Source organism: Phyllobacterium sp. CCNWLW109, from assembly GCF_037203905.1.
In the GTDB taxonomy this organism is placed as follows: Bacteria; Pseudomonadota; Alphaproteobacteria; order Rhizobiales; family Rhizobiaceae; genus Phyllobacterium; species Phyllobacterium ifriqiyense.
Genome location: NZ_JBBCBK010000004.1, coordinates 94,837 through 107,415 on the forward strand (window position 1 = coordinate 94,837; position 12,579 = coordinate 107,415).

The window sequence follows — 12,579 nt, forward strand, 5'->3', positions numbered from 1 at the left end:
AGTTGGATGACAGACCCGTGACGTGCCGGTGAACAGACTTTCCCTGAGCAGTAAGGATAAGTGAACCACTTTTTCGGCGGCTTAGCAATTCGGCGAAAGCCTAAATTTATGGAGTATTCCCAATCGTTTCAAAATTACTTCAATAACGACAAAAACATTGTTGGAGACGCCAATTCGGGCAGGGAAAAGGGGCGAATTGGCCACAATATGACAGCTGCAGCGTCAGGACTGAACGCCAGAGCCGGCGAAACAACTTAGGAGACTAAGTTAATTTTCCCATTTGCCGGAGCAGGGGGATGCCGTGCGGATGAAAGGGGCGACTCTAATGTCCGCCGCCTCCGGATGCCGGTGCCCCTGGCTTGCGCATCAGGATTGCGAAAACCGCCAGCGATACAAAGAGCATTGTCAGGATATAGAAGACATCCATGAAGGACAGCAGCGAGGCCTGCTGATGAACCATGCCGGAGATTCTACTCAGAGCGGTCGTGGTTCCATCCAGTCCATGTGAAGCAAAATTCTTCGACATGGAATTCATCAAATCTTCTGCTTCCGGATTGCCCCAGCGAACATTTTCGGAAAGCTGGGCGTAGTGCAGCGCACCGCGATCAGTGAGTATCTGGTTAATCACTGCCAGCCCGACCGCGCCGCCAAGATTACGCATCAGATTAAACAAGCCGGAAGCGTTTTTCAGGCGAGCCAGCGGCAAAGTGCCAAGCGCAAGATTATTGATCGGCACCATGCACAGCATGAGCGAACAGCCGCGCAGGATCTGCGGCACAAGCAATTCGTAGAAATCCCAGTCCGCAGTAAGGTGCGTCATGGTCCAGGTGCCCGCGCCAAAACCGATAAAGCCGATCATGATCATAATACGGGGGTCCATCCTGCCGGACAGGAAACCGGCTATTGGCGCGGTCATGAACATGGCAAGCCCGCTGACAAACAGCGCTTCCCCGATCATCAACGCGTCATAGCCGCGAATCTGCCCCAAATAGACCGGGTAGATATAGGTAAGGCCATAGAGGCCAATACCGAGGACGAACGAGAAGGCTGATCCAAAGGCAAAGTTCAGATTTTTGAAGGCGAAAAGATCTACGATGGGCTGTTCGGCGGTAAAGGCCCGATAGAAGAAGATGATGCCACCAATGACCATGACGATGCTGCAATAGTAGACGGCGTGATCCTGCAACCAATCATTGCGTGGACCTTCCTCAAGCACATATTCGAGCGAACCGAGGAATGCTGCCATACCGGCGAGACCCCACCAGTCGAATTTGCTCAACAGGGACCGGTCGCCCTTGTCGAAGTCGATCAGGTTCCACGCAGCGATCGCAACGGCGATACCGGGGATGACGTTGACAAGAAAGAGCCAATGCCACGAAAAAGCATGGCTCAGATAACCACCGACCGTCGGCCCGATCGTTGGGGCCAATGTCGCCACGAGGCCGATCATGGGGGAAACAATGGAGCGCTTGGAGGGCGGGAAAATTGTAAAGGCAGCCGCAAACACACTTGGGATCATACCACCGCCGATAAAGCCCTGGATGGCGCGGTAGACGATCATCTGGTCAATATTCGTCGCAGTGGCGCAAAGCACGCTGGCGGCGGTGAAACCTGCGGCAGATACCGAGAAAAGAATCCGCGTTGAAACCAGCCGTCCCAGAAAACCTGACAGCGGGATCATGATAACTTCGGCGATCAGGTAAGAGGTCTGGACCCATGAAATCTCATCAGCGCTGGCGCTGAGGCCTGCCTGAATTTCGGCCAGGGATGCCGAGACGATCTGAATGTCCAGAATCGCCATGAACATTCCAAAGACCATCGCCAGAAAGGCGATGGCTTTTTTGGGATCGATTTTATCTTCCGGAATGGCTGGAGCGCCCGGACCGCCGGCTGCCGTTGTTGCATTTGCCATAATCGTCGCCCTTTCCGATTCCGGAACCGGATTTACTTGGCTGGAGTCGTCCGCGTGTCGACATCGACAACGACGCTGAGGCCCGCCTGCAACTTGCCGCTGGCCAAGGCGTCACCCGGCAAGGCAATGCGAACAGGAACACGTTGCACAACCTTGGTGAAGTTACCCGTGGCATTTTCCGGAGGAAGAAGGGAGAAGACGGCGCCGGAGGCCGGTGCAATCGAAGCAACCGTGCCTTCAAACGTATCGCCATCCAGCGCATCGACCCGAATGTGGACTTTCTGGCCCACATTTATGTCACGAAGCTGCGTTTCCTTGTAATTTGCATCGATATAGAGCGCATTAACAGGAACGAGTGCAGCCAAACGCTGGCCGGGACTGACAAGGTCGCCCTTCTTGGCGGCAAGATTGCCAATGACGCCATCCACTGGTGCACGGATGACGGTAAAGCTCAGATCGCGCGCTGCCTTGTCTTTCGACAATTCGAGCGAGGCAATGGTGCCTTCAGCTTCCTTGTACTGTGCCTCAAGAACGCCGACATTGGCGGCTGCGCTGGCGATCTTTGCATCAGCGGATGCAAGATTGGCCTTTGCCTGATCCAATGCAGCGGTTGCATCATCAAGCGTTGACTGCGAAGCAAACCGCGTTGCATGCAACTGATTGGCCCGTACCGAACCGGCTTGCGCATTGGTCAGCACTGCCTGTGCGCTCAATTTTCCAGCCTGCGCCTCGGTCAGCGAAGCCCTTGCGGCCTCGGTCTGCGCCTTGATACGGTCAAGCGAAAGCTTCTGCGTGGCAATCTGTGCTTCGGCCTGTTCCTCAGCGAGCGTGTAATCGCCATTATCAAGCGTGATCAATGGATCACCCGCCTTGACGCGCTGGTTGGCAACAACATTGATCGTATCGATATAGCCGGTCACCTTGGGAGCGATGGCAGTAATATCGCCCTGGATATAGGCGTCATCGGTGGAAACCATAAAACGGCCCGTCGTCCAATATCCGTAACCGAAATATGCACCACCGGCGAGCGCCGCCACCAAAATAGTCGTCAGGATCAGCCGTTTGCGAGAGCGCTTGGGAGGCTCGGCTTTCTTTACGTCAGCGGCAACGTCATGTTGCGGCGCTTCCGTAGTTGCGGGCATCTCGGATTTTGAAACTGGAGCCGGGAACTGACGGATGTCAGCCTCATTCTTTGCTTTGGACGCAGGCATTTGGGGTTTCTTTCTACGGATGTTCAGCCATAAAACTGATTGAACCATTCGGTTCGATCGTTGACATAGCGCAATTGAGAGCGCATATCAAGGGGATCGAACCGCTTGGTTCGAAAAAAGAACAACAAACGAGGAAACAGAACGAGAATGTCATCTAAAAAGGCCTATTCGACATCATTGTCCACCGCTAACGCGCTGGAAGCAGCGCTATCGGGCGATGAGCGGCAGGGCCGTTTAGCTGCCGGGCAAGATCCGGCAAAGCGTCAGCAAATATTGGAGGGTGCGGACCGGGTATTTTCCACGATGGGCTTTGATGCAGCCAGCATGAATGACATTACGCGCGAGGCTGGTGTCTCCAAAGGCACGATCTATGTCTATTTCGATAGCAAGGAGGAGCTTTTTCTCGAACTTTGCATCAGTTATCGCGAAAGGCTTTTCAGCGGTATTTATTCCGCCTTTGAGGGCGACTATGATTTGCGTGATGCACTTATCGCATTCGGTAAGGCGCTTTCGATCAAGGTGACGTCCGATGTGGTCATTCGTGCGCAGCGTGTTGTTATCGGTGTGGCCGAACGCATGCCCTCAATGAGCCGGAGCTTTTACGAGCAGGGCCCGAAAAAGGGGCAGGCGATGATGAAGGCATTTCTGGACAAGCATGTCGCCGCGGGCGATCTGGAAATTGAAGATACCGAACTTGCCACCTATCAACTGTCAGATCTTGTGATGACGGGCCTCTTCAAGCGCCGGCTGTTTGGCTGCATGGATGAGGCACCGACGGAAGAACAAATCAACAAGACGGTTACTGCGGGTGTCGATGTGTTTCTGAGAGCCTATGGCAAGCGCTGAATATTCAGGCAGTGCCACAGCTGGCGCAGATGCCGCGAATTTCGATGGTCGTTTTGGAAGGTTTAAACCCATTACCCTTTGTCCATTCACGGACACGGGCAGTGATAACGTCATCTGAAAACTCGGTAACCTGGCCGCATTTCTCGCAGATCGCGAAGGCGATCATGCCATGGTTATGGCTATGATCATGAGGATGGGAGCAAGCAACAAAGGCATTTATGCTTTCAAGCCGGTGGATCATCCCATAATCGAGAAGTTTATCCAGCGCACGATAGACCTGTAAGGGCGCGCGGAAACCATCTTCACGCAATTGGTCCAAAATAGTGTAGGCGCTCAACGGCCCGTCGGCGCGGGTCAAAGCGTCGAAAACCAGTGACTGGTTCTTGGTGAGTTCCTGAGTGGCCGCCATATTCGCTTGTTCCTTTTATCTGCTTACTAGATAAGAAATTTTTTCACGAACCGCCAGTGCGTCATCTCTTTTCCACTGATCTCAAATTTGCCATTGTTGACTAATGTAATAACATCACATACGAAGACGTCAAGAATTTGCCGAGAAGGCTTTCAGTAAATCCGGCTTTTCCGCGAGTTTTACCTTTATGACTGAACCAAGTCTGACATTTCGTGATCTTACGTTGGGTTACCACAGCCATCCAGCTGTGCATCACCTTAGCGGCGTTGTCGCGCGGGGATCTTTGACAGCCGTTGTCGGATCGAACGGTTCAGGCAAGTCCACGCTGATGAAGGGTATTGTCGGTGTGTTGAAGCCCATGTCCGGCTCATGCACAGTCGAGAAGGGCATGCGGATCGCCTATCTGCCGCAGCAATCAGAGCTTGACCGGTCTTTCCCGGCACGCGTGGTCGATCTCGTATCACTTGGTCTGTGGCCAAGGCGGGGATTACTGGGCCGTTTCAGCAAAGAAGACCGGGCAAGCGTTTCACAGGCATTGATGGCTGTGGGACTTGGCGGCTTTGAAAAGCGCGGCATTGATACCCTGTCCGGCGGACAATTGCAGCGGGCATTGTTTGCGCGCGTTCTTGTGCAGGACGCTGACATAATTCTGCTGGACGAACCCTTCAATGCGATCGATGCCAAGACCGTTGCTGATCTCGTCGGCCTCATCAAGCGCTGGCATGGCGAAAGCCGGACCGTCATGGTTGTCGTGCATGATCTAGAACTGGTGAAGGAACATTTCCCGGAAACCCTGCTTCTGGCCCGCAAGCCAATTGCCTGGGGTTCATCCCGCGATACGTTGCGGCCGGAAAATCTTCTCCACGCCCGCCAGTTCCACGAAGCATGGGAAGAAGGCGCTGCATGGTGCGAGGATGACCAGTTGCATGGTCACGATCACACGCACGCCCACAATCACAGCGGACCCCATGACCATATGAAAAAGGGGGCTGCATAGCATGTATGATTTTCTGATTGCTCCCTTCGTTGATTATAGCTTCATGCAGCGTGCATTGCTGGGTTCGCTGGCTCTGGCACTTGGCTCATGTCCGGTCGGTGTATTTTTGATGCTGCGTCGCATGAGCCTGACCGGCGATGCGATGGCGCATGCGATCCTGCCCGGCGCTGCGGTCGGTTTCCTTCTCTATGGTTTGCAGATCGTGCCGATGACAATTGGCGGGCTGGTTGCCGGTGTCATCGTTGCCTTGGGGGCGGGGGCGGTTTCCCGCTTTACGATCCAGAAGGAGGACGCTTCAATGGCGGCTTTCTATCTCATATCGCTGGCGCTGGGTGTTTTGATTGTTTCGCTGCGCGGATCGAATGTTGATCTCATGCATGTGCTGTTCGGTACCGTCCTCGCGCTCAATAATGATGCGCTTGGCCTGATTGGTCTTATCTCGGCAATCAGTGTCATGACACTGGCAATCTTCTGGCGGGGATTGGTGGCGGAGTGTCTTGATCCGTTATTTCTGCGCTCTGTCAGCCGCATCGGTACGCCGGTCCATTTCATATTTCTCGGCCTGGTGGTGATAAATCTCGTCGGCGGTTTTCAGGCGCTTGGCACATTGCTTGCTGTCGGGCTGATGATGCTTCCGGCTGCTGCTGCGCGTTTCTGGACTGCTCGTGTCGGACCGATGTGCGCCGTGGCAATAGCAATCGGCTTTGCCTCATGTGTCGGGGGACTGTTGATCTCCTATCATTTTTCGGTGCCATCAGGACCGGCTATTATTCTCTCTGCCGGTGCAGTTTATCTTTGCTCCATCATAATGGGCTCGAGCGGAATTCTACAAAGCCGCCTTCGCCCTCATCGTCACAGAACCGCATAAAATCAAGGAAAGAGACCATGATCAAAACCCTCAAACTTGCCAGTGCTTTAAATGTTATACTATTACTTAGTGCAGCCTATAGTTCTGCTTCTGCCGAAAACCTGAAAGTTGTTTCGAGTTTTTCGATCATCTCTGACTTCGCCAAGAATGTCGGTGGCGACAAGATCGATCTGACGACGCTGGTTGGCCCGGATGGCGACGCGCATGTTTATGAGCCAAAGCCATCTGATGCCGCAGCTGTTGCCAAAGCTGATGTTGTGTTGGTCAATGGTTTGAACTTCGAGGGATTTCTGCCGCGGCTTGTAGAAGCAAGCGCCACAAAGGCACCAATCGTTGAATTGACCAAGGGCGTTGAGCCGTTGAAAAGCGGCGAAGAAGAGCATGATCATGCGAGTGGAGAAGAGCACAAGCATGAAGGCGAAGAGCACAAGCATGAGGGTGAAGCGCATACCCATGAAGGACACGATCACGGTGCCTATGATCCGCATGCTTTTCAGTCCATCAGCAACGCAAAGATCTATGTGAAGAATATCGCCGACGCCTTCTGCACAGCTGATGCTGCAAATTGCGATACCTACAAGACCAACGCTGCCGACTACACCAAGAAGCTCGACGCGACGGAAGCAGATGTGAAGGCCGCAATTGCGTCAATTCCGGAAAGCAAGCGCCTCGTCATCACGTCGCACGATGCATTTGGCTATTTTGAACATGAATATGGCCTGAAATTCTTGGCGCCAGAAGGCATCTCGACGGATTCGGAAGCCTCTGCTGCCGATATTGTTGCCCTGATCAAGCAGATCAAGGAAGACAAGGCCTCGGCAATCTTTGTCGAGAATATCACCAACCCGCGTTTGATCGAACAGATTGCCAGCGAAACGAAACTGAACGTCGGCGGCACGCTGTTCTCGGATGCTCTATCCAAGCCTGAGGATGGTGCCGGGACCTATGTCGAAATGATGCAGCACAATATCGCTACATTCAAGAAAGCCATTCTCGGCAGTTAATACGGCACGCCGGAAAAGCGGAGCAGGACTCCGCTTTTCTTTTACCCAGAAATGTTATGTTATTACATTAGGAGAAAACCATGACACGGCACCTACTTGTGTTCTCGTCTCTCGCCATCACAGCTGGTTTGCTGATGACCCCCGCCTTGGCAGAGGGAAAAACGGCATGGCGGCTATTCGTCGCCGATCAGGCCGATCCCGTAATACGCGCTCTGGATGCCAAGACCGGCGAGGTGCTGGACACGTTCAAGATGAAAGCACCAGCCAGCCTTTCGAGGAGCGAAAGTGGTCGCCTGGTATTCGCCAACGAGCGTGATGCTGGCCAATTCTCAGTCATTTCAAGTGGCATTTCCGTTGATGATCATGGAGATCACGGGGATCTGAAAGTTGAAAAGCCTACGCTGCTCAATTTGAATTTTGCGGGAAAGAAACCGTCGCACTTTGTCGACCACCATGGGCAAATTGCCTTGTTCTTTGATGGGGACGGGGCGGTCAAAATTGTTAAAGAGTCTGACGTTCTGGGCGAGAAGGCCGATGCAAGGGAAGTGAAAGTTGCCTCGCCGCATCATGGCGTTGCGGTCGCTTTCGGTGAGAAGGTTCTCGTGTCCGAACCGCACCCGACAGAGCCAGTCAAGGAGCTGCCCATCGGCGTGCGTATTGCCGGAGCGAATAATAAAGTTTCGGGAGAATTGTATGATTGCCCGGATCTCCACGGCGAAGCGGCCTCAGGCAGTATCGTCGCCATAGCCTGTAAATCGGGTCTGCTTCTGGTGAAATCGGCGAATGACGAGCTGGAGATCAATCATCTTGATTATTCAAAATCGCTTCCAGAGGGCAAGTCCTCAACTTTGGTTGGTGGCAAGGGGCTACAGTATTTTCTGGGCAATTACGGGCCGCAGGCGGTGATTCTGATTGATCCAACCGCTGAAGATGCATTCCGTCTGATCGAGCTTCCCGCACGCCGCGTTCATTTTGCTGTCGATTCTGTGCGCCCGCGCTTTGCCTATATCTTTACCGAGGATGGTCAACTGCACCAGCTGGACGTCATCACCGGCAAGATTGAAAAATCGCTACAGCTTACAGAGCCTTACAGCATGGACGGCCATTGGAACCTGCCGCGGCCTCGAATTGCCGTCGCAGGCGATGACATCATACTTACCGACCCTCTGAAAAGCCGGTTGCAGGTCATTGACGCAGCCCGTTTCGAAAAGTCCCGCGATATTCCAGTTGAAGGCACTCCTTACAATGTTGTGGCCATAGGCGGGTCGGGCGAAGTTCACGAGTAATCTTATGCCCGCGCGCCTGAACAGCGCGTGGGCTTCTTTTTGGAAAGGCTAAAGCCATGCAAAACACAGCAACAGCCAAGCGCTTGCCCGTGACAGTGCTTTCGGGTTTTCTCGGAGCGGGCAAGACCACACTCCTCAATCATATTCTTAACAATCGTGAGGGCCGCCGTGTCGCGGTTATCGTCAACGATATGAGCGAGGTTAATATTGATGCCGCGCTTATCCGCGACGGCGGTGCGAACTTGTCGCGGACGGAAGAGCAATTGGTTGAGATGACCAATGGTTGCATCTGCTGCACCTTGCGCGACGATCTTCTTGCAGAAGTGCGGCAATTGGCAAGTCAGGGCCGGTTTGACCATCTGTTAATAGAGTCGACAGGCATATCAGAGCCGCTGCCGGTGGCATCCACCTTTGATTTTCGTGATGAAAACGGCATGAGCCTGTCGGATATCTCATGCCTCGACACAATGGTGACTGTCGTTGATGCGGCAAATCTTTTGAAGGATTATGCCTCCAGCGACTTTCTCAAGGATCGTGGCGAGTCACTGGGTGATGGGGATAACCGCACATTGGTCGATCTTCTCGTCGATCAAATCGAATTTGCCGATGTCATCATCCTGAACAAGATATCGTCGGCCTCCATGTATGACCGCGATATTGCACGAAAAATCATTCGTGCCCTGAATCCAGATGCCAAGGTAATCGAAACGGATTTTGCCAAGGTCAATCTTGCCGACGTTCTGGACACGGGCCTTTTCGATTTCGACAAGGCGCAAGAAAACCCGCTTTGGTACAAGGAACTGAACAATTTTGCCGATCACATACCTGAAACGGAAGAATATGGTGTTCGCTCATTTGTCTATCGTGAACGGCGCCCGTTCGATCCGCAAAAGTTCCAGGATTTCATCAACTCAAACTGGACCGGTGTCATCCGTGCCAAAGGCTTTTTCTGGCTTGCGACACGGCCGGACCATGTCGGCGAGCTTAGCCAGGCGGGTGCATTGGTCAGATCAGAAAAGCGCGGTCTTTGGTGGTCATCGGTTTCGAAAAGCCGTTGGCCGGATAGTCCGGAGTGGTTGAATGCCATGAAGCCATATCTTCATCCGATTTGGGGTGATCGGCGCCAGGAACTGGTCTTCATCGGTGTCGATCCCATGGATGAAGCTGAAATCCGCGCGCAACTCGACGCCTGTCTCTTGGATACGGATGAATTCACGCCACATAAATGGGAGGCGTTGCTGGACCCCTTTCCAAGCTGGATGAGACAGGCTTCCTGAGAGCCGGCAAATGAGATTGCGCTTGGGAACCATGCAGAATCTGGCATCGAAACTCCTGAGTTTAGATGTCTCAGACGAGCGGGCAAAGCCTGTTCAAACAAAAAGCTTCAATTGCGATAGTCCTTCCCTTTTGGGGGAAGGACATCAGTGCCCGGAAGAGGTCATGAGTTGCGATTGCGAAAAAGCTTCTAGAGCATTTCCAATAAAAACGGAGTCACCGTAATGCTCTATCTCTTTGTTTTTACGCATTATCCAACGCAAAACCGCTTCACACTTTTGCTGGAAATGCTCTAAATGAAAAGCGCCGAAGCCAAGGTTGAACTGATGCGCACCTTGCCAATATTTCGGCCATCCATTTCTACGATTTCATACTCGTAGTCATCGACGGTCAGTTTTTCGCCTGTGGTCGGGATGTGTCCGAGATTCCACAGAATATAACCGGCGAGCGTGGTGTAACGGTCGCCGTCATCGACCAAATCCCGATCGATGAGGCTGCCCAAACGGCGGATGTCGATATAGGCATCCACCACCATACTGCCATCTTCGGACCGCTCGAGGATCGGACTTTCTTCACCCTCTTCAGGAAAATCACCGGCAATCGCTTCGAGAATATCGGTTGGCGTCACCACACCCTCAAACGAACCATGCTCGTCGAGGATAACGCCCATCTGAACAGTTGAACCGCGAAGCTGTTCCATCACGCGCAGAACATTGGCGTTCTCATGCAAGATGAGTGGTTGGCGTGTCACCTTTTCCCAATCGATCTTGCCGCCATCCAAAATTGCGAACAGCAAATCCTTGGTGAGCGCGACACCAACAAAATCATCCACGCGCCCTCGGGCAAGCACAACGCGGCTATGGGCGAGCGTGCGGATTTCCGCGAGCAATTCCTCATTGGTTTCATCCAGATCAAGCCACTCCACTTCGTTGCGTGGCGACATGATCGAGCGCACCGGCCGCTCGACCAGATCGAGGACGCCGCGGATCATTTCCTTTTCTTCCGGATGGAAAACATCTGATGCAGCAGAATGTTCTGCTATGGCATCCAGCGTGTCCGAGTGAGGCGCATCGCTGCCGCGACCACCGCCGAGAAGGCGCAGAACGGCACCAGCCGTGCGATCGCGCAAGTCCATTGTGGTGATGCGTTTTTCGCGATTGTGGCGACCAAACTGATTTGCAGCTTCCACGAGAACCGAAAAGCCAATGGCCGCGTAGAGATAGCCCTTTGGGATATGAAAGCCGAAACCTTCGATAATGAGACTGAAACCTATCATCATCAGAAATCCGAGGCAGAGGATAACCACTGTCGGATGACGATTAACGAAGCTCATCAATGGCTTTGCGGCGAGCATCATCACGCCGACGGCGACAATGACCGCAATCATCATCACTTCAAGATGCTTGACCATGCCAACTGCAGTGATCACGCTATCCAATGAGAACACGGCATCCAGAACGACAATCTGCGCGATGACCTGCCAAAATACGGCGTGGACAGCATTGCTTTCCTTGGCTGCAAGACTTCCCTCCAGCCGCTCATGTAACTCCATCGTCCCCTTGAACAGAAGGAAAACGCCGCCCACGATCAAAATGAGATCGCGGCCGGAGAAAGCAAATCCTGCAACACTGAAAAGCGGTTCCGTGAGGGTAACGACCCAGGAGATAGAGGCGAGCAAGGCAAGCCGCATGACCAATGCCAGCGACAGGCCGACAAGTCGTGCCCGATTACGCTGGTGCGGCGGGAGTTTGTCGGCAAGAATGGCAATGAAAACAAGATTGTCGATACCAAGCACGATCTCCAGAACGACGAGCGTCGCAAGACCGATCCAGGCATTGGGGTCGGCAATCCATTGAAATGTCAGATCCATTGGAAGTCGGGTCCTGTTAGCGGATAAAATGAGAGCATGACTTTGCGGGCGGACCGGCTGTCAAAAACAGCACAAATCCACCAGCATAGCGGGCAAATTCAGGATAAGGGAGAATGGCGGGTTTTCGGTGCTGACGCTGCGAGTGCAGAGTCAGCATGCTTCGCAAGTCCGGCTCTTCAGATTGATCGTCCGGCATTGATGCGCGCGGTCAGTCCCTGTGTCACTGGCTGAAATTGTGAAATGTATCGGTGCCAGATGCGCATATAATGGCAGTCCCGCCGCTTTGGTTCAAGTGGCGGACAATAACAAAGCCGATACCGCGATAGATATTTCAGCCGGCAAACCCGCCTGCATCAAGGAATGCGCGTTCTTCCTCGGTGGTATCGCGGCCCAATATTATGTTGCGATGGGGAAAACGTCCGAAACGTTGAATAATGTCATAGTGGTCATTGGCATATTCGACATTTGCTGGAGAACCGTGACTGCAAAGCTCTACACAACGGCGCTGGTCGTCCACATCTTCCGAATGCATGAATGGCAGATAGAAGAATGCGCGCAGTTCCGGCGCGACAGAAATGTCATGGCCTTGTTCCAGCGCCCGATTTGCGTAATAGCGCGCCAGTTCATCGGTCGCGTACATATGACCGGTATTGCGGAAACAATTGCGGGGAAACTGATCGAGCAGGATCATGAGTGCCAGCGCACCCTCAGCCGTGTCGACCCAAGTTTCATATTCCCGTCTTGCGGCGGCGAAATGTTCGTCAAGAAATGTCTTGTGAAAAACAGTGTCGAAGGCTTCGTCCTTCTTGAACCATTTTTCCGGTCCGGCCTCACGCCAGAAGTCAGTGACTTCCTTGATTACCGACGATTGTTCCTTTGACATATTCTATCCTCTTTAGTC

Annotated in this window: 11 protein-coding genes; 6 read left to right on the plus strand and 5 right to left on the minus strand. The window is 53.1% G+C overall.

The genetic code is table 11. The features are described from left to right. Positions 1–322 precede the first annotated feature (322 nt). Complete coding sequence (locus tag V9K92_RS15910; RefSeq protein WP_115052292.1) at positions 323–1,912, minus strand: DHA2 family efflux MFS transporter permease subunit; 1,590 nt, start codon at positions 1,910–1,912, stop codon at positions 323–325. A gap of 32 nt (positions 1,913–1,944) precedes the next feature. Continuing rightward, positions 1,945–3,123, minus strand: coding sequence for an HlyD family secretion protein (locus V9K92_RS15915; RefSeq protein ID WP_115052293.1), 1,179 nt, complete (start codon positions 3,121–3,123; stop codon positions 1,945–1,947). A gap of 147 nt (positions 3,124–3,270) precedes the next feature. Here V9K92_RS15915 and V9K92_RS15920 point away from each other — a divergent pair, with 147 nt between their 5' ends. Continuing rightward, positions 3,271–3,969 carry a TetR/AcrR family transcriptional regulator gene (locus tag V9K92_RS15920; protein ID WP_307279834.1) on the plus strand — a complete coding sequence of 233 codons (699 nt, stop codon included), beginning with the start codon at positions 3,271–3,273 and terminating at the stop codon, positions 3,967–3,969. Positions 3,970–3,973: 4 nt separating this feature from the next. Here V9K92_RS15920 and V9K92_RS15925 read toward each other — a convergent pair whose 3' ends face one another. Beyond that, positions 3,974–4,378: a transcriptional repressor gene (locus V9K92_RS15925; protein WP_115052295.1), complete on the minus strand. Its 405-nt coding sequence runs from the start codon at positions 4,376–4,378 to the stop codon at positions 3,974–3,976. A gap of 187 nt (positions 4,379–4,565) precedes the next feature. Here V9K92_RS15925 and aztA point away from each other — a divergent pair, with 187 nt between their 5' ends. The 5 genes from aztA to zigA all read left to right on the plus strand — a co-directional run bounded on the left by aztA (position 4,566) and on the right by zigA (position 9,810). Next, positions 4,566–5,375, plus strand: coding sequence for a zinc ABC transporter ATP-binding protein AztA (gene aztA, locus V9K92_RS15930; protein WP_307279828.1), 810 nt, complete (start codon positions 4,566–4,568; stop codon positions 5,373–5,375). 1 nt (position 5,376) lies between these two features. After that, positions 5,377–6,243, plus strand: coding sequence for a zinc ABC transporter permease AztB (gene aztB, locus V9K92_RS15935; protein ID WP_337354419.1), 867 nt, complete (start codon positions 5,377–5,379; stop codon positions 6,241–6,243). A 17-nt stretch (positions 6,244–6,260) separates the two neighbouring features. Next, positions 6,261–7,247, plus strand: coding sequence for a zinc ABC transporter substrate-binding protein AztC (gene aztC / locus V9K92_RS15940; protein WP_337354420.1), 987 nt, complete (start codon positions 6,261–6,263; stop codon positions 7,245–7,247). Between the two features lie 80 nt (positions 7,248–7,327). After that, complete coding sequence (aztD, locus tag V9K92_RS15945) at positions 7,328–8,533, plus strand: zinc metallochaperone AztD (protein WP_337354421.1); 1,206 nt, start codon at positions 7,328–7,330, stop codon at positions 8,531–8,533. Between the two features lie 56 nt (positions 8,534–8,589). Beyond that, entirely contained in the window at positions 8,590–9,810 is a 1,221-nt protein-coding gene (gene zigA / locus V9K92_RS15950; RefSeq protein ID WP_115052300.1) for a zinc metallochaperone GTPase ZigA, read from the plus strand. Positions 9,811–10,100: 290 nt separating this feature from the next. On the opposite strand, the gene V9K92_RS15955 is transcribed toward zigA, so the two are convergent. Beyond that, positions 10,101–11,678 carry a TerC family protein gene (locus V9K92_RS15955; protein ID WP_115052301.1) on the minus strand — a complete coding sequence of 526 codons (1,578 nt, stop codon included), beginning with the start codon at positions 11,676–11,678 and terminating at the stop codon, positions 10,101–10,103. Between the two features lie 331 nt (positions 11,679–12,009). After that, positions 12,010–12,561, minus strand: coding sequence for a DUF924 family protein (locus tag V9K92_RS15960; protein WP_307279812.1), 552 nt, complete (start codon positions 12,559–12,561; stop codon positions 12,010–12,012). Positions 12,562–12,579 lie beyond the last annotated feature (18 nt).

Coding starts and splice junctions, on each gene's coding strand:
- aztB (WP_337354419.1), top strand. CDS start 5,377: ATGTATGATTTTCTGATTGCTCCCTTCGTTGATTATAGCTTCATGCAG.
- V9K92_RS15915 (WP_115052293.1), bottom strand. CDS start 3,123: ATGCCTGCGTCCAAAGCAAAGAATGAGGCTGACATCCGTCAGTTCCCG.
- V9K92_RS15960 (WP_307279812.1), bottom strand. CDS start 12,561: ATGTCAAAGGAACAATCGTCGGTAATCAAGGAAGTCACTGACTTCTGG.
- zigA (WP_115052300.1), top strand. CDS start 8,590: ATGCAAAACACAGCAACAGCCAAGCGCTTGCCCGTGACAGTGCTTTCG.
- aztC (WP_337354420.1), top strand. CDS start 6,261: ATGATCAAAACCCTCAAACTTGCCAGTGCTTTAAATGTTATACTATTA.
- aztD (WP_337354421.1), top strand. CDS start 7,328: ATGACACGGCACCTACTTGTGTTCTCGTCTCTCGCCATCACAGCTGGT.
- V9K92_RS15955 (WP_115052301.1), bottom strand. CDS start 11,678: ATGGATCTGACATTTCAATGGATTGCCGACCCCAATGCCTGGATCGGT.
- V9K92_RS15910 (WP_115052292.1), bottom strand. CDS start 1,912: ATGGCAAATGCAACAACGGCAGCCGGCGGTCCGGGCGCTCCAGCCATT.
- V9K92_RS15920 (WP_307279834.1), top strand. CDS start 3,271: ATGTCATCTAAAAAGGCCTATTCGACATCATTGTCCACCGCTAACGCG.
- V9K92_RS15925 (WP_115052295.1), bottom strand. CDS start 4,378: ATGGCGGCCACTCAGGAACTCACCAAGAACCAGTCACTGGTTTTCGAC.
- aztA (WP_307279828.1), top strand. CDS start 4,566: ATGACTGAACCAAGTCTGACATTTCGTGATCTTACGTTGGGTTACCAC.